Origin of the sequence: Vogesella sp. AC12 (assembly GCF_024437575.1) — a bacterium.
In the GTDB taxonomy this organism is placed as follows: domain Bacteria; phylum Pseudomonadota; class Gammaproteobacteria; order Burkholderiales; family Chromobacteriaceae; genus Vogesella; species Vogesella indigofera.
Window position 1 is genome coordinate 29,793 of the sequence record NZ_JANFNU010000003.1, and the last position, 15,119, is coordinate 44,911.

Here is a 15,119-nt window from a genome sequence, read left to right on the forward strand (position 1 = left end):
GGTGGGTCGTGCGGGATTCGAACCTGCGACAAACGGATTAAAAGTCCGCTGCTCTACCAACTGAGCTAACGACCCCCGTAAGGGTCCTGATGGTGGGTCGTGCGGGATTCGAACCTGCGACAAACGGATTAAAAGTCCGCTGCTCTACCAACTGAGCTAACGACCCATCAGGGGTCTCGGTGGTGGGTCGTGCGGGATTCGAACCTGCGACAAACGGATTAAAAGTCCGCTGCTCTACCAACTGAGCTAACGACCCCCGAGAGAACGAAACTATACCGAAGCCGATTTTTCGCGTCAAGATTTTCTTGGCCGATAATTTGAAATTTGTGCTATCCGCCAATATTCCGTAGCAAAACACACGCAAAAACAATTTTTGCGTCAAGGGCTTGAAAGAACTTCCGCGGCCACCCATGTCAAATAAGCCGGCAAGCCGGCCGCCAGCGGCAGCACGACGATCTCCGGCACCTCGTAGGGATGCAGCTGCAACAAGCGCGCCTGCAGTGCCGGATAGGCCGCCGCGGTGGTCTTGATCTGCAACGGCACCTCGCTGGCGTTTTCCAGCTTGCCCTGCCAGCGATACACTGAGCGGCACGGCGCCATGATATTGACGCAGGCGGCGAGTTGCTCGCCGACCAGCGTCTCCGCAATTTGTTGTGCCAGTGCCGCATCCGGCACATTGCACAGCACCATGATCACTTCCATTTGGATACCTGTTTTATGCGTGCGTTTCTGATCGTATTGTTGCTATACCCGTTTGCCGAGATCTTCTCGCTGATCACGCTGGCCGACGCCATCGGCGGCGGCTGGACCATCGCCTGGCTGCTGTTCACCGTGCTGCTCGGCGTGGCGATGATGCGCAACAGCAAGCTGGCCAGCCTGCTGACCATCGGCTCGGTGCTGAAACAGGGCCAGGTGTCGCTGCTCGCCCTGCTGTGGCCGCTGCGCGTGATGCTGGCCGGCCTGCTGTTTGCCATTCCCGGCCTGATCAGCGACGTGCTGGCCCTACTGCTGATGTTGCCATGGCGCGGCCCGACGCTGGCGAACATGGCACCGCCGTCGCCACCGCCGCCCGCGGACGGCAGCGCCGGCGGCGACATCATCGAAGGCGAATACCAGCGCGTCGACAAGACCGTCGATCCCAACTCACGGTTGCATTAAGGCCTGCAGACGGGCCAGTGCGGTGGCGGCATCGATGCCGCGGATGGCGACGATCTTATGGCGGTTGCGCTCGCCGCTGAGCAGCGTCACCGACGACTTGGACACCGCCAGCGCCTGCGCCAGCCACAGCAAGAGCGCGGCATTGGCCTTGCCCTCCACCGGCGGTGCGGCCAACCTGATCTTCAGCGCGTCGCCGTATTCGCCGGCCAACGCCGTCTTGCGCGCGCCGGGCTGCAGGTGCAAGGTCAGCCGGATACCATCCGGCTGCGAAGTTAACCAGGGGTTCATGCCTGCCCCACCTCAAAAAGGCTATTGTAAATCGGGCGTATACTGCAACGACACCCATAAAGACAGGAGATCACCATGGATATTGGAATCAGCGAACAGGATCGTACCCGCATTGCCGAAGGCCTGTCGAAACTGCTGGCCGACACCTACACCCTGTATCTGAAGACCCACTATTTCCACTGGAACGTCACCGGCCCGATGTTCCAGACGCTGCACCTGATGTTCGAGCAGCAGTACAACGAACTGGCGCTGGCCGTCGACCAGATCGCCGAGCGCATCCGCGCACTGGGCCATATCGCCCCCGGCAGCTACGGCGACTACGCGCGCCTGACCTCGATCGCCGAAAGCCAGGGCGTGCCCAAGGCGCAGGACATGATCCGCGAGCTGGTGCAGGCGCACGAGACGGTCTGCCGCACCGCGCGCTCGCTGTTCCCGGTGACCGAGCCGGCCAACGACGAGCCGACCGCCGACCTGCTGACCCAACGCCTGCAAGTGCATGAAAAGACGGCATGGATGCTGCGCAGCCTGCTGGAAAGCTGAGGCCGCGGCGCGCGTGATACACTGCCGCAAAGTGTAACCGCACGCTCACCATGACACGTTTCACACCTACGCCAGCGCCACCGGACAAATCGCTGTTTCATGCCGCGATCCTGGTATCGCTGGCGCTGCATTTACTGTTGCTGCTCGCCGTCGGCCGGCACGGCCTGCCACGCATTCCGTCATGGCAGCCGGCGGCGCTGCAAGTCACGCTGCTGGCAACGCCGCCGGCCAGCGCCCCGCCGCCGCTGGCCACGCAACTGGCGCAGCACGACAGCCAGGCCGGCAGCGCCGCCCCGGCTGCCAAGCCCGCACCGGCGGCAGTCGCCACCACCACCGCTGCCACCAGCGTCAGGGCCACGCCGGCACCGGCCGCTCCCAAGGCCGAGTCCACTGCGGTGCTCAGCCGTACACAGTCCGCCTACACCACACCACCACCCACCCCGGAAGCGGCGCCGCGCAGCGCCCAGGACTGGCTGAGCCAGGCGCGGCAGCTGGGCAGCAGCGCCAATGCCGCCGCCGGCGAAGCGCAGGACAAGGCCAAGGCGGTGTTCGGCGTCAGCGCCACCGGGGTCAGCTGGGCGCGCTACGTCGAGGATTGGCGCCTGAAAATCGAACACATCGGCAAACGCAACTACCCGGCAGAAGCGCGGGCGCAGAACCTGTACGGCAGCCTGGAGCTGGCGGTGGTGATCCGCGCCGACGGCGCGCTGCAGGAAGTGCGCCTGCTGCGCAGCTCCGGCCACGCGGTGCTGGACCAGGCCGCGCAGAACATCGTGCGCATGGCCGCCCCCTACGCCCCGTTCCCGCCAACGTTGGCCGCAGAATTCCGCAGCCTTGAAGTGGTGCGCAAATGGAGCTTCACCACCGCCAACCAGCTCTCCGCCAATTGATACAGGATCCACCATGTTTGAAGTCAATCGCAGCGTCGTCATTCTGAAACCGCGTCAGCCGTTCGCCGACTGGCTGGGTAGCCTGCCCGGCGCCCCGGTCGTGGCGCTGGACGAGCTGCGCCGCAACGGCAATGCACTGCTGATCCCGCACGTCGACGATGTCGACCCCGCCGATTTCCTCGCCGAGCACTACCACGCGTTGTTCAGCGCCGAGCTGGCCGACTGGTGCGAGGACGACACGCTGTGGCCGCCGACGCTCAGCGCGGCGCTGTTCATGGACTGGTTCGACATCGACATCCACCCGGTGCTGACCGATCTGGTCAGCAGCCCGCTGGCACGCGAGGCGTTCCAGCCGTTTGATCTGGATAGTCAGTAAGCGCCGGCGCCGGCTGCTCACCGCCGGCACGGCAACAACAAACTGACACCACCTTGCCGGCAACGGCACTCCCACACGAAGGGGCAATCATGATTCACAGCACCAGCATCAAGGTCCGCGGCTACCACCTCGACCTGTACAGCCACGTCAACAATGCGCGCTACCTCGAGTTCCTGGAAGAAGCGCGCTGGACCTTCTTCGAGGAATGCGCCGACCTGCCGGCCTTTCTCAGCTCCGGCATCGCGCTGATCGTGGTCAATATCAACATCGACTACCGCTACCCGGCGACCATGAACGACCAGCTGGCGATCGAGACCGCGGTCAAGTCGGTCGGCAACCGCAGCGCGGTGATCCACCAGTGCGTGAAGCTGGCCGGGAGCGACACCGTGGTGGCCGAGGCCGACGTCACCTTCGTCGCGTTTGACGGCAAGCAGAACAAGGCGGTGGCGATCGAGGGTAAACTGCGGGAACTTCTGACCGGGCTGCAACACCAAGCCTGATCCTCACCGCCTTCGCAACAGGACAGACTCAGTCATGAAAAAATGGATACTGGCACTGGTCGGCATCGCCGTACTCGCCATCGTCGCCTACCTCGCGCTGTTCAACAAGCCGCAGGCGCCGCAAGTCCACTACACCAACCTGTCGGGCCAGACCGCCAGCACCGACAGCCTGAAAGGCAAGGTGGTGCTGGTCAATTTCTGGGCCACCAGCTGCAGCGGCTGCATGGCCGAGATGCCGAAACTGCGCGCCACCCACGAGAAGTATGCGCCGCAAGGCTACGAAACCGTGGCGGTGGCGATGAGCTACGACCCGCCCAACTACGTGCAGACCTACGTCAAGGACACCGCGCTGCCCTTCTTCGTGACGCTGGACAGCAGCGGCAGCATCGCCAAGGCGTTCGGCGAGGTGCAGCTGACCCCGACCTCGGTGCTGATCGACAAGCAGGGCAATATCATCAAGCGCTATGTAGGCGAGCCGGACTTCACCGAACTGCACCAGCTGATCGAGCAGAACCTGAAGGCCTGATCGCGCAGGCCGCAAAAAAGCCGTTGCCATCTTTCGATGGCAACGGCTTTTTTCATGCCGCAGTCAGTGACAACGTTGGCCGCACACCGGGCAATCCGGATCGCGTGGCACCTTCAGCTGGCGGAAGCTGCCGTCCAGCGCGTCGTACAGCGTCAGCTGCCCCAGCGCCGGACGACGCCCGGCCAGCAGCTTGATCGCCTCCACCGCCTGCAGGCTGCCGATGACACCGACCAGCGGTGCCAGCACGCCGAAGGTGGCGCACGGCCCGTCGCTGGCCTCACCCTCGTCCGGAAACAGGCAGTGATAGCACGGCGACGCGTCGTCGCGCACGTCGTACACCGCCAGCTGGCCGCTAAAGCGCACCGCGGCGCCGGACACCAGCGGCACCCTGGCCGCCACACAGGCGCGGTTGATCGCGTGGCGGGTGGCGAAGTTGTCGGAGCAGTCCAGCACCAGATCGTGCGCCGCCACTTCCGTCACCAGCCGCTCGCCGGCCAGCCGCTCGGCCAGCAGCCGCAACTGCACGTCCGGATTGATGGCGGCCAACCTTGCCGCCGCCGAATCCACCTTGCGCTGCCCCAGCGTGCCCATGTCGTGGATGATCTGCCGCTGCAGGTTGGTCAGCTCAACGGTATCGTCGTCGACCAGCGTCAGCTGACCGACACCGGCACTGGCCAGATACAGCAGCGCCGGCGCGCCGAGGCCACCGGCGCCGACCACCAGCACCCTTGCGGCCAGCAGGCGCTGCTGGCCGTCGATGTCGATTTCCGGCAGCAGGATGTGCCGGCTGTAGCGCAGCAGGGCTGCGTCGTTCAGTTCTTGCGTCATGATGCAAAAATGGCCGCAAACGCGGCCATCTCCCTTGATCTTGATTCAGGTTTTATTCTTCCACACCCTTGCGGCTGAACTTGACGCCCAGCTGCTTCAACTTGCGGTAGAGGTGGGTACGCTCCAGGCCGACCTTTTGCGCCACCCGGCTCATATTGCCGTTTTCCAGCACGATGTGGTACTCGAAATAGCGCCGTTCCAGCTGTTCGCGCAGTTCGCGCAGCGGCAGGCTGAAGTCGAAACCGGTTTCTTCCGCCGGCTTGTCGTGGCGGAACTGCGCCAGCACCTTGTTCACTTCCGGCGCGTCCAGTTCGCCGGATTCGGCGGTCAGCGCCAGGCTCTTGATGATGCTGCGCAGCTGTTCCAGGTTGCCCGGCCAGTCGTACTGGCGCAGCGCATTCAGCGCCGCGGTGGTCAGCTTGCGGCTGGGCACCTGCTTCGACTCCACCAGCTCGTGCAGGATCTGCTCGGCGATCGAGGTGATGTCTTCCGGGTGCTCGCGCAGCGCCGGGATCGGCACGATCACGCTGGACAGCGCGGTCAGCATGCGGTTGTCGCACTCCGGATCGACCAGCAGCTCCTGCAGCGGACGGCTGCAGGAACAGATCAGCCGCACATTGAAGCGGTCGAGCTTGGACAGCAGGAACAGCAGGCCCTGCTGCGTGCGGCGGCTGTACTGGCCGATTTCCGGCAGGAACAGCACGCCGTTATTGGCCTTCTGCAGCAATTCCAGCGGCGCATCCGCCAGCTGCTCCACCTTGGCCGGGGTCACCCACGGCGTATTGCCCTGGTGGAAAAAGCGCGCCACCAGCTCGAAGCCGGCACCGGATTCACCGGTCAGCAGCACCGGTGACTTCAGTTTCGATACCCGTTCCAGCTGCTTCTTCAGCTCCTGCACGGTTTCGCTCTTGCCCATCTTGTCGAGATTGAGCGAAGTATTGGCCTGCATGTCGCCATATTTCAGCGCACGCTGCACCGTGGTCAGCAGTTTCTGCAGGGCGATCGGTTTTTCGAGGAAATCGAAAGCACCGATGCGCGTTGCCTCAACGGCAGTGTCGATGCTGGCGTGACCGGACATCATCACCACCGGCATGTTCAGTTGCCCGGATTTGGCCCACTCCTTGAGCAGGGTGACGCCGTCACAATCCGGCATCCAGATATCCAGCAGCACCAGCGCTGGTCGGGTCTGGTTGCGCAATTGACGAGCCACTTCGGCATTTTCAGCCAGCGCGACGGTATAGCCTTCGTCCTGCAAAATCTCCGAGAGAAGCTCCCGGATACCGATCTCGTCATCAACAATCAGAATATCGCTGCTTCGCATTAAGCCTCCAGCAAGGGCAGGGTGAGAAGGATGCGCGCACCGCCGCTCTGTGCATTGGCAAGGGTGATCTGTCCATGGTGTTCCTCCACTATCTTTTTCACCACGGCCAGTCCCAATCCTGTCCCCTTGGCCTTGTTGGTTACATAAGGCTCAAACGCACGGGGAAGGATGTCCGGACTGAAGCCAACACCGTTGTCCTCTACGCAGACGAGCACGTTCCTTCCTTCTAGTCGGGTGCTAATTTGAATCATCGGGATGTCAGCGTCAAGGATTGCATCTTGTGCGTTCTGCAAAAGATTATGCAACACCTGACGCAGCAAAGCCGCGTCCCCCATGACTGGCAAGGCTTGCAGGCTTAAATCCACCTTCAGCGCGGGGTTACTTTCGTACAGCACCAGCACCTCGCGCAGCAGCGTATTCAGCTCCAGTTTGACCAGTTTGATCTTCGGCGCCCGTGCATAATCGCGGAAAGCGTCGACCATACCCTTGAGCGCGGTGACCTGTTTGATGATGGTATCGGTGGCGCGCTTCAGCATCTCGGCATCCGACGGCTGCAGCTTGTCGGCCAGTTTCATCGCCAGCCGTTCCGCCGACAGCTGGATCGGCGTCAGCGGGTTGCGGATCTCGTGCGCCAGCCGTTTCGCCACCTCGCCCCACGCCGCATCGCGCTGCGCGCGGCCCAGTTCGGTGATGTCGTCGAACACCACCACGTAGCCGGTGGCCGGCTGTTCCGGCAGGATGGCGCCGCGCGCCACCAGCTGCCGCGGCCCCTGGGCGCCAAGGTAGTCGATCTGCTGCTGCCAGTCGTGCGGATTGGTGGTCGCCGCCTCGCGCAGGATGGTTTCCACCAGCGGCGACAGCTCCGGACGCAACACCGGCCACACCTGCAGCTCGTGGCCGGACAGCTCGCCGAAGTCGACGCCGAGAATGCGCGAGGCACTGGTGTTGGCCGCACGCAGCTGCCAGTTGTAGTCGAAGGCGATCACCCCGGTCGACAGGTTGGCGAGGATGCTCTCCAGGTACAGCTTGCCCGATTCCAGCAGGCGCCGGCTCTCGTCGGCGGTCAGCCGCGCCTCGTCCAGCTGCTGCGTCATGCGGTTGAACATGGTGGTGAGGATGCCCAGCTCGTCCTTGCGGTACACCGGGTGGCGCTTGGAAAAGTCGCCCTGCGCCACCGCGCGGGTGCCGGCGGCCAGCTCCGACAGCGGCGCCGACAGCCGCTCGGAGATGAACAGCGCAAACGCCAGCGCTGCGGTCAACGCCAACAGGAACACCAGCGCCAGCGTCAGCATGTAGAAGGTTTTCAGGCCGTCGCGCGACAGCACCAGCTGCCGGTACTCGGCGCGCGCGTCCTCGATCAGCTCGGCGTCGCGGGCGATGTCCACCGGCGCCGGCTGAATGATCTGGATGATCTGGGTCTGGTCGTTGACGTAGCTGCGGTACGACAGCAGCACCTTCAGCTCCAGCGTGCCGTCGGGATCGCTGTCGATGATCTCGTGGCTCTTGCGCTGGCGCAGGCTGCGCAGCACGTCCGGATCCGGCGCCCGCGGCAGGTAGCGCACGTCATCCGGCCCGGCAAAGCTCAGCAGCCGTCCCTGCTGGTTGTAGACCGCGATCTCCTGCACCCCCAGCTGTTCGCGCATGCGCAGCAGCTGGCTGTTGAGGCTGTGGTCGCTGTAGTCGGCGATGTCGCGTGCCACCAGCCGCGACTTGCGGCTGAGATCGGACAGCACGAAGCCGAGCGCGTTGCGCCCCAGCTCCAGGCCGCGGTCGAGCGCGTTTTCCACCTCGACGTTGAACCAGCTCTCGATACTGCGCGTCAGGAACTGCGCGGAGACGGTGAACACCAGCATGCCCGGCAGCAGCGCGATCAGGGTGAACATCACCACCAGCTTCTGCGTCAGCTTGGCGCCGAACTCGCGGCTCTTCACCCGCCGGCGCAGGCGCAGCATCTGCCGCGCCACCACCGCCAGCAGGCCGACCAGGCCGAAGGCGTTGAGGCCGAACACCCACCAGTAGTATTCCGCCAGCTTGGAGGTATTGCCGGTGGAAATCGCCAGCAGGTACAGCAGCACGAAGCCGAAAGCGGTGGCGATGACGGGGTAGCGCATCAGTTGCCTCCTGACGGGGCGATGCTGTTCCAGCCGGAATCCATCGCCCAGTCATCGGCACCCAGCGCGTTGAGCTGGAACGGGCGCGGCAGCTGGCCGAGGTCCAGCTCCAGCCGCAGCCGGCCGCGCAGCTGCTGCTGTTCCGCCGGCGACCAGTCGGCGATGTCCATCACCTTCCAGCCGGCGATGCTGCCGACCGCGGCCAGCGCTTCGTCGAGGGAGGCGTAGTTCTTGGACAGGCCACCGATGGTGACGCGGTAGCGGCCGGTGAGGCCGTAGTGGCTCAGCTTGAAACTGAGGCTGGCGGTCGGGTCGAACCAGCGTGACAGCTGCAGCCAGTAGGCCGAGCTGCGCGGTCGCGTCAGCTCGAAGGTCAGACGGAAGGTCAGCGGCACGCCCTGTTGCAGCGCCTGCTGCAGCATGGCGGGCAGGGTGATGCGGTAACGGCTGGCCACGCTGAGCGCACCGTCCTGCGCCTCCAGCTGCAGCCGCTGCGCCACGATGCCATCGGCGGCGTGGCACAGCCCGGCCTGCGCCAGCAACAGCAGGCTAGCGAGCAGTAGCAGCTGTTGCTTAAGCTTTTTCCAGCAGCGCGTAATAGAAACCGTCATGGTCTGCCGAGGGCAAGAGTTGTTCGGAGCCGGCCAGGCGTGCATCCGGATGACGCTGCAGGAAGGTATCCAGCTGCTGCTGGTTCTCTTCCGGCATGATCGAGCAGGTGGCGTACAGCATCTTGCCGCCCTTGGCCAGCAGCGGCCACAGCGCGTCCACCATCGCCGCCTGTTGCTGGCCCAGCGCGGCGAAATCGTCCGGCCGGCGCAGCCACTTGATGTCCGGATTGCGGCGCACCACGCCACTGGCGGAGCACGGCACGTCGGCGAGGATGCGGTCGAACGGCACGCCGTCCCACCAGCTGTCCGGCTTGGCGGCATCGGCTGCGGCCAACGTGGCCGTCAGCTGCAGGCGCGCCAAGTTCTCGGCCACCCGTTCCAGCCGCGTCGCGTCGATGTCCAGTGCGGTGAGCTGAATATCGGCCAACTCCAGCAAATGACCGCTCTTGCCACCGGGGGCAGCGCAGGCATCCAGCACCCGCATGCCGTCGGCGATATCCAGCCGCAGCGCCGCCTGTTGCGCGCCGAAGTCCTGCACCGAGACACGGCCCTCGGCAAAACCCGGCAGATCGCGCACATTGCACGGTGCATCCAGCTTCACCGCGTAGTCGCCGAGCGCCTTGGCGCCGCGACCGGACGCCTGCAGCGCCTCGACATAGCTGGCGGCGGTGCCGTGGCGGCGGTTGATACGCAGCGTCATCGGCGGATGGCGGTTGCTCTTTTCCAGGATGTCGGTCCAGCGCGTCGGATAGGCGGCGCGCACCTTCTGTACCCACCAGCGCGGGTGGTTGTAACGCGCCTCGTTGTCGGCCTGGGCATCGGCCAGCAGCTGGTCCTTGTTACGCAGGAAGTTGCGCAGCACGCCGTTGACCAGCCCCTTGAGGCGGCCGGCGGCCAGATCCTGCGCCAGCGTCACCGCCTGGTCGACCACCGCATACGGTGCGGCACGGGTGTGGATCAACTGGTACAGCGCCACCAGCAGCAGGCGCTCGACATCCACCGCCGGCAGCGGCTTGGGCACCAGTGCCCGCAGAATGAAGCGCAACTGGCCGAGATTGCGCAGGCTGCCGTAGGCAATGTCCTGCAGTGCGCCACGCTCGCCGGGCGTCAGGGTCTCGCTGCGCTGGATGCTGCCCAGCGCCTCGGTCAGGGTACGCCCTTCTTCTACACGCGCAATGATGCCCGCGGCCAACTCCTGGATTCGATGCATGTCAGTCTGGTTCTTTCCAATGAAACCGGCCACCGTTCGCACAGGGAACGGTGGCCGTTTTAAATAATGGTGCAATGATACCGGTCAGCGACCGTTGCGCGCTATCTGATTGAGGCGGGCAATGCGCTCTTCGGTATGCGGGTGGGTGCGGAACAGGCTGCTGAGGCCACCACCGGACAGCGGGTTGATGATCATCATCTGCGCAGTTTCCGGATGCGCCTCGGCCGCCGGCATGATACGGCCCTGCGCGTAGTACTCGATCTTCTGCAACGCACTGGCCAGCGCCAGCGGATCGCCGCTGATTTCGGCGCCGCCGCGGTCGGCCTCGAATTCGCGCGCGCGCGAGATCGCCATCTGGATCAGGCTGGCCGCCAGCGGTGCCAGCAGCGCCACCGCGATGCTGGCGATCGGGTTGGTCGGGCGCCCTTCCTCGTCACGACCGCCGAAGAACATCGCGAAGTTGGCCAGCGCCGAGATGGCACCGGCCATGGTGGCGCTGATGGTGGAGATCAGCGTGTCGCGGTGCTTGACGTGGGCCAGCTCGTGCGCCATCACCCCGCGCAGCTCCTGGTAGCTGAGCATGCGCATGATGCCGGTGGTGGCGGCCACCGCCGCGTGCTCCGGATTGCGGCCGGTGGCGAACGCGTTCGGCTGCTCCTCGTGGATCACGTACACGCGCGGCATCGGCATCTGCGCGCGCTGCGCCAGCTCGGCCACCATGTTGTACAGCTCCGGCGCGGTGCGGGCATCCACCTCCTGCGCGTTGTACATGCGCAACACCATTTTGTCGGAGTTCCAGTAGGCAAACACGTTCATCACGCCGCCGAACAGCAAGGCCAGCAGCATGCCGCTCTGGCCGCCGATCATGCCGCCGATCATCCCGAACAGCGCCACGATCGCCGCCATCAGGATGGTGGTTTTCAGCCAGTTAAAGCCCATCGCGTCCTCCTTTGTACCAGTCCATGCTCCCGATATGGGGGCATCGGCATTGGAATATCAAGCCCCGAGCAGGGTTCCCGCCAGCGCGCTGCGACCGGCGACAAACTCGCGTGCGGCCAACCTTTTGCCGCCGGCGGCCTGCAGCTGGGTCAGCACCAGCAGGCCGGCACCGGTGCCGACCACCACGCCGTCGGCGTCGGCACGCAGCACCTCGCCGGCCGGCGCCGTGCCGGCCACGGCGTGTGCCTGCCACAGCTTCAGCGCCTCGCCACCCAGCAGCGTGTGCGCACCCGGTGCCGGGTTGTAGGCGCGAATGGCGCGGGCGATGTCGGCCGCCGGCTGCGTCCAGTCGATGCGCGCCTCGTCCTTGCTCAGCTTGGCGGCGTAGGTAACGCCCTCCTCCGGCTGCCGCTGCGGCGTGCAGCCGTCCAGCTGCGCCAGGGTGCCGACGATGGCGTCGGCGCCGAGCGCGGCCAGCTTGTCGTGCAGGCTGGCGGCAGAGTCGTCGGCCGCAATCGGCAGCGGGCGGATGCTCAGCATGTCGCCGGTATCGAGGCCGACATCCATCTGCATGATGGTGATGCCGGTTTCCGCGTCGCCGGCGAGGATGGCGCGCTGGATCGGCGCCGCCCCGCGCCAGCGCGGCAGCAGCGAGGCGTGGATGTTGAGGCAGCCGCGCGCTGGCATGTCCAGCACCGCCTTGGGCAGCAGCAGGCCGTAGGCGGCCACCACCATCACCTCGGCGCCGACCTCGGCCACCAGCGCCTGCGCTTCCGGCGTCTTCAGCGTCAGCGGCTGCTCCACGCGCAGGCCGTGCTTAAGCGCCAGCCCCTTCACCGGGCTGGGCTTCAGCTTCATGCCGCGCCCGGCCGGGCGGTCCGGCTGCGTCAGTACCAGCGCAATGTCGTGGCCGGCATCAAGCAGCGCCTGCAATGCGGCGGCGGCGAATACCGGCGTGCCGGCAAAAATCAGTTTCATTCGGGCTATCCTTGCAAATGCAAAGGGACACGCGGCGCGTGTCCCGACACCAGCTTGCGGCCAACCCTGGCCGCCGTCCCTGGCTTACAGGGTGTGCTTCTCGCGCTTTTTCATCTTGGTGCGGATGCGGTTCTGCTTCAGATCGGACAGGTATTCGACGAACACCTTGCCGTCGAGGTGATCCACCTCGTGCTGCAGGCAGATCGCCAGCAGGCCGCCGGTCTCCAGCTCGAAGAATGCTCCCTTGGCGTCCTGTGCACGCACCTTGACGTGCTCGGCGCGGGTCACCTTGTCGTAGATGCCGGGCACCGACAGGCAGCCTTCCTCGTACACCGTCTCGCCGTCCTTGTGCAGGAACTCCGGATTGATGAACACGCGCGGCTCGTTGCGGTCCTCGGAGATATCGATCACGATCAGGCGCTGGTGGAAATCCACCTGCGTCGCCGCGAGGCCGATACCCTTGGCCTCGTACATGGTCTCGAACATATTGTCGATCTGCTGCTGCAGCGCGCTGTCGAAGCTGGTTACCGGCTGGGCAACCTTGTGCAAACGCGGGTCGGGGTAATGCAGAATGTTGAGCAGTGCCATAATCAAACCGTTATTCCAGTTGTAGGATGCCGTGACAGGCAACGATAATGTTGCCAGCATCCGGTTTCACTATAAATTACTGAGCCAGTGCCGGTCAGGTGGGGTCAAATCATCAATGTTTAAACCTATTATACCGCTCATCCTCGCGCTGGGCCTCTCTGCCGCCGCATTTGCCGACACCCTGGTGCTGCGGCCAGATGCGCCGCAACGCTACGTGGTCAAGCGCGGTGACACGCTGTGGGACATCTCCGGCCGCTACCTGACCGCGCCGTGGAAATGGCCACAGCTGTGGAACATGAACCGCGACGAGGTGAAAAACCCGCACTGGATCTATCCCGGCAACGTGCTGTACCTGGAAATGGTCGACGGCAAGCCGCGGCTGCGCCTGGACAGCAGCGCGCTGCGCGTGGTCAAGCTGTCACCTCGGGTGCGCGCCGAGCAGCTGGACAGCGCCATTCCCACCATCCCGGCCCGGATCATCGACCCCTTCCTCAAGCGCCCGCTGCTGATCGAGGACGAGGCCAGCTACCTGCAGTCGCCGAAGATCATCGCCGGCCCCGACAACCGCGTGATCCTGTCCACCACCGACCGCGCCTACAGCCAGGGGTTGGACTCCGGCGGCCTGTGGCAGGCCTACCGCCTGGGGCGCACCATCACCGATCCGGACAGCAACGAGGTGCTCGGCCATGAGGCCACCTACGGCGGCGACCTGATGGTCGACAAGCTGGACGAGGTGTCCACCCTCAGCGTGCGCAAGATCGCGGAAGAAGTGCTGGTCGGCGACCACCTGCTGAAGAGCCTGCCGGCGCCGCTGCTCAACTACACCCCGCACGAGCCGCCGCCAGAGCTGGAGGGCCGCATCGTCACCAGCTACGCCGGTGTCAACGAGATCGGCCAGCAGTTCAACGTGCTGATCAACCGCGGCGCACGCGACGGCGTCGAGGTCGGCCACGTGTTCGGCATCTACCGCGCCCCGCGCCAGATCAGCGTCGACAAGAAGCAGCAGGTGACCCTGCCCAGCGAGAAAGTCGGCCGCCTGATCGTGTTCCGCGTGTTCAACAAGGCCTCCTACGCGCTGGTGCTGGACGCCACCCAACCGATCATGATCAAGGACCGCATCGCGCAACCGTGACCCAGCAAACCCTGCTCGACTGGGCCACGCTGGCGCTGACACCCGGCATCGGCCCGCAACGCTTCCTGCAGCTGCTGCAGCGCTTCGGCGATGCCGGCCACGCCTGCCGTGCCGGCCACGGCCAGCTGCGCGACATCCTCGACAGCAAGACGCTGGCGGCACTGGACGCCGGTGACGGCGCCCGCGCCGCCGAGGCGGCGCTGCAGTGGGCAGCGGGTGCGGACTGCCACCTGCTGACGCTCAATGACGACGACTACCCGTGCCAGCTGGCCGAAGCCGGCAGCGCCCCGCCGCTGCTGTTCGCCCGCGGCCGGCGCAGCCTGCTGGCGCAGCCGATGCTGGCGGTGGTCGGCAGCCGCCACGCCACGCCGCAGGGCGCGGACAATGCCCGCGACTTTTCCCAAAGGTTGGCCGCGCACGGCTACAGCATCGTCAGCGGCCTGGCCGGCGGCATCGACGCCGCCGCGCACGAGGGTGCGCTGCCCGAGGCCGCCAGCACCATCGCCGTGATCGGCACCGGCATCGACCGCGTCTATCCGGCGCGCAACCGCGAGCTGGCGCACCGCATCGCCGGCCACGGCCTGATCCTGTCCGAGTTCGCGCTCGGCACCCCGCCGCTGGCCGGCCACTTCCCGCAGCGCAACCGCATCATCGCCGGTCTCGCCCGCGGCTGCCTGGTGGTCGAGGCCGCGCCGCAGAGCGGCTCGCTGATCACCGCGCGGCTGGCGCTGGAAGCCGGCCGCGACGTGATGGCCATCCCCGGTTCCATCCACAACCCCCAGGCGCGCGGCTGCCACCGCCTGATCAAGGACGGCGCCCGGCTGGTGGAAAGCGCCGACGACGTGCTGGACGAGATCGGCCGCCTGGCGACGGCCCCCGCCGTCAGCGCCGTGGCCACGCCCGCCGCCAGCGACGCTGGTGCGCACCCGTTGCTGGCCGCCATCGGCTACGACCCGGTCGACAGCGACACCCTAGCGGCACGACTCAAGTTGACGGCAGGGGAGCTTTACGCGATGCTTCTTGAGCTTGAGCTGGCCGGACACATCGAAAGTCTGGACGGCGGGCGCTACCAGCGCCGATCACCGGCGCCAAGCCGTCCCACCTAACCCGATGATTAAATAAA

The 15,119-nt window shown here is 65.5% G+C and carries 18 protein-coding genes and 3 tRNA genes; 8 read left to right on the forward strand and 13 right to left on the reverse strand.

Annotation, left to right across the window (positions count from 1 at the left end; translation table 11 throughout):
- Positions 1–2: 2 nt before the first annotated feature.
- The 4 genes from NOM55_RS06470 to cutA form a co-directional block, all read right to left on the reverse strand.
- Positions 3–75, reverse strand: a tRNA-Lys gene (locus NOM55_RS06470).
- 15 nt (positions 76–90) lie between these two features.
- Positions 91–166: transfer RNA gene (locus NOM55_RS06475), tRNA-Lys, on the reverse strand.
- 14 nt (positions 167–180) lie between these two features.
- Positions 181–256, reverse strand: a tRNA-Lys gene (locus NOM55_RS06480).
- A gap of 122 nt (positions 257–378) precedes the next feature.
- Positions 379–702, reverse strand: a complete 324-nt coding sequence (gene cutA, locus NOM55_RS06485; protein WP_255907947.1) for a divalent-cation tolerance protein CutA — start codon at positions 700–702, stop codon at positions 379–381.
- 15 nt (positions 703–717) lie between these two features.
- Between cutA and NOM55_RS06490 the strand changes: the two genes are divergently transcribed.
- Positions 718–1,158 (forward strand): FxsA family protein, encoded by a 441-nt coding sequence (locus tag NOM55_RS06490; protein ID WP_255907948.1) that lies wholly within the window; start codon positions 718–720, stop codon positions 1,156–1,158.
- On the opposite strand, the gene NOM55_RS06495 is transcribed toward NOM55_RS06490, so the two are convergent.
- Complete coding sequence (locus NOM55_RS06495) at positions 1,144–1,446, reverse strand: DUF167 family protein (protein ID WP_047966607.1); 303 nt, start codon at positions 1,444–1,446, stop codon at positions 1,144–1,146. The genes NOM55_RS06490 and NOM55_RS06495 overlap by 15 nt on opposite strands.
- Positions 1,447–1,521: 75 nt before the next feature.
- On the opposite strand from NOM55_RS06495, the gene NOM55_RS06500 reads away from it, so the two are divergent.
- The 5 genes from NOM55_RS06500 to NOM55_RS06520 all read left to right on the forward strand — a co-directional run bounded on the left by NOM55_RS06500 (position 1,522) and on the right by NOM55_RS06520 (position 4,278).
- Positions 1,522–1,986, forward strand: coding sequence for a Dps family protein (locus NOM55_RS06500; protein WP_255907949.1), 465 nt, complete (start codon positions 1,522–1,524; stop codon positions 1,984–1,986).
- Positions 1,987–2,036: 50 nt separating this feature from the next.
- A complete protein-coding gene (locus NOM55_RS06505) occupies positions 2,037–2,876 on the forward strand; it encodes an energy transducer TonB (RefSeq protein ID WP_255907950.1) in 840 nt (279 codons plus the stop codon).
- A 13-nt stretch (positions 2,877–2,889) separates the two neighbouring features.
- The gene (locus NOM55_RS06510; protein WP_255907952.1) at positions 2,890–3,252 is read left to right on the forward strand and encodes a VacJ; all 363 of its coding nucleotides are present in this window, start codon (positions 2,890–2,892) and stop codon (positions 3,250–3,252) included.
- Positions 3,253–3,341: 89 nt separating this feature from the next.
- Positions 3,342–3,752: a thioesterase family protein gene (locus NOM55_RS06515; protein ID WP_047966611.1), complete on the forward strand. Its 411-nt coding sequence runs from the start codon at positions 3,342–3,344 to the stop codon at positions 3,750–3,752.
- 34 nt (positions 3,753–3,786) lie between these two features.
- Positions 3,787–4,278, forward strand: coding sequence for a peroxiredoxin (locus tag NOM55_RS06520; RefSeq protein WP_047966612.1), 492 nt, complete (start codon positions 3,787–3,789; stop codon positions 4,276–4,278).
- 63 nt (positions 4,279–4,341) lie between these two features.
- On the opposite strand, the gene NOM55_RS06525 is transcribed toward NOM55_RS06520, so the two are convergent.
- The 8 genes from NOM55_RS06525 to def all read right to left on the reverse strand — a co-directional run bounded on the left by NOM55_RS06525 (position 4,342) and on the right by def (position 12,864).
- Positions 4,342–5,106, reverse strand: coding sequence for a molybdopterin-synthase adenylyltransferase MoeB (locus tag NOM55_RS06525; protein ID WP_255907953.1), 765 nt, complete (start codon positions 5,104–5,106; stop codon positions 4,342–4,344).
- A gap of 52 nt (positions 5,107–5,158) precedes the next feature.
- The gene (locus tag NOM55_RS06530) at positions 5,159–6,427 is read right to left on the reverse strand and encodes a sigma-54 dependent transcriptional regulator (protein WP_120810170.1); all 1,269 of its coding nucleotides are present in this window, start codon (positions 6,425–6,427) and stop codon (positions 5,159–5,161) included.
- Entirely contained in the window at positions 6,427–8,538 is a 2,112-nt protein-coding gene (locus NOM55_RS06535; protein WP_120810171.1) for a PAS domain-containing sensor histidine kinase, read from the reverse strand. The genes NOM55_RS06530 and NOM55_RS06535 overlap by 1 nt, the downstream gene beginning before the upstream one ends.
- Entirely contained in the window at positions 8,538–9,149 is a 612-nt protein-coding gene (locus NOM55_RS06540) for a DUF4390 domain-containing protein (protein ID WP_255907954.1), read from the reverse strand. Before NOM55_RS06540 ends, NOM55_RS06535 begins: the two co-directional genes overlap by 1 nt.
- Complete coding sequence (gene rsmB, locus NOM55_RS06545) at positions 9,112–10,359, reverse strand: 16S rRNA (cytosine(967)-C(5))-methyltransferase RsmB (protein ID WP_255907955.1); 1,248 nt, start codon at positions 10,357–10,359, stop codon at positions 9,112–9,114. Before rsmB ends, NOM55_RS06540 begins: the two co-directional genes overlap by 38 nt.
- A gap of 84 nt (positions 10,360–10,443) precedes the next feature.
- A complete protein-coding gene (gene htpX, locus NOM55_RS06550; RefSeq protein ID WP_255907957.1) occupies positions 10,444–11,298 on the reverse strand; it encodes a zinc metalloprotease HtpX in 855 nt (284 codons plus the stop codon).
- 57 nt (positions 11,299–11,355) lie between these two features.
- A complete protein-coding gene (gene fmt, locus NOM55_RS06555; RefSeq protein WP_255907958.1) occupies positions 11,356–12,276 on the reverse strand; it encodes a methionyl-tRNA formyltransferase in 921 nt (306 codons plus the stop codon).
- An 84-nt stretch (positions 12,277–12,360) separates the two neighbouring features.
- Complete coding sequence (def, locus tag NOM55_RS06560) at positions 12,361–12,864, reverse strand: peptide deformylase (protein WP_255907960.1); 504 nt, start codon at positions 12,862–12,864, stop codon at positions 12,361–12,363.
- Positions 12,865–12,979: 115 nt separating this feature from the next.
- Between def and NOM55_RS06565 the strand changes: the two genes are divergently transcribed.
- Positions 12,980–13,996, forward strand: a complete 1,017-nt coding sequence (locus NOM55_RS06565) for a LysM peptidoglycan-binding domain-containing protein (protein WP_255907961.1) — start codon at positions 12,980–12,982, stop codon at positions 13,994–13,996.
- On the forward strand, positions 13,993–15,102 hold the full coding sequence (gene dprA / locus NOM55_RS06570) for a DNA-processing protein DprA (protein ID WP_255907962.1): 1,110 nt from the start codon (positions 13,993–13,995) through the stop codon (positions 15,100–15,102). Before NOM55_RS06565 ends, dprA begins: the two co-directional genes overlap by 4 nt.
- The last annotated feature ends 17 nt before the right edge of the window (positions 15,103–15,119 follow it).

Coding starts and splice junctions, on each gene's coding strand:
- cutA (WP_255907947.1), bottom strand. CDS start 702: ATGGAAGTGATCATGGTGCTGTGCAATGTGCCGGATGCGGCACTGGCA.
- NOM55_RS06490 (WP_255907948.1), top strand. CDS start 718: ATGCGTGCGTTTCTGATCGTATTGTTGCTATACCCGTTTGCCGAGATC.
- NOM55_RS06495 (WP_047966607.1), bottom strand. CDS start 1,446: ATGAACCCCTGGTTAACTTCGCAGCCGGATGGTATCCGGCTGACCTTG.
- NOM55_RS06500 (WP_255907949.1), top strand. CDS start 1,522: ATGGATATTGGAATCAGCGAACAGGATCGTACCCGCATTGCCGAAGGC.
- NOM55_RS06505 (WP_255907950.1), top strand. CDS start 2,037: ATGACACGTTTCACACCTACGCCAGCGCCACCGGACAAATCGCTGTTT.
- NOM55_RS06510 (WP_255907952.1), top strand. CDS start 2,890: ATGTTTGAAGTCAATCGCAGCGTCGTCATTCTGAAACCGCGTCAGCCG.
- NOM55_RS06515 (WP_047966611.1), top strand. CDS start 3,342: ATGATTCACAGCACCAGCATCAAGGTCCGCGGCTACCACCTCGACCTG.
- NOM55_RS06520 (WP_047966612.1), top strand. CDS start 3,787: ATGAAAAAATGGATACTGGCACTGGTCGGCATCGCCGTACTCGCCATC.
- NOM55_RS06525 (WP_255907953.1), bottom strand. CDS start 5,106: ATGACGCAAGAACTGAACGACGCAGCCCTGCTGCGCTACAGCCGGCAC.
- NOM55_RS06530 (WP_120810170.1), bottom strand. CDS start 6,427: ATGCGAAGCAGCGATATTCTGATTGTTGATGACGAGATCGGTATCCGG.
- NOM55_RS06535 (WP_120810171.1), bottom strand. CDS start 8,538: ATGCGCTACCCCGTCATCGCCACCGCTTTCGGCTTCGTGCTGCTGTAC.
- NOM55_RS06540 (WP_255907954.1), bottom strand. CDS start 9,149: ATGACGGTTTCTATTACGCGCTGCTGGAAAAAGCTTAAGCAACAGCTG.
- rsmB (WP_255907955.1), bottom strand. CDS start 10,359: ATGCATCGAATCCAGGAGTTGGCCGCGGGCATCATTGCGCGTGTAGAA.
- htpX (WP_255907957.1), bottom strand. CDS start 11,298: ATGGGCTTTAACTGGCTGAAAACCACCATCCTGATGGCGGCGATCGTG.
- fmt (WP_255907958.1), bottom strand. CDS start 12,276: ATGAAACTGATTTTTGCCGGCACGCCGGTATTCGCCGCCGCCGCATTG.
- def (WP_255907960.1), bottom strand. CDS start 12,864: ATGGCACTGCTCAACATTCTGCATTACCCCGACCCGCGTTTGCACAAG.
- NOM55_RS06565 (WP_255907961.1), top strand. CDS start 12,980: ATGTTTAAACCTATTATACCGCTCATCCTCGCGCTGGGCCTCTCTGCC.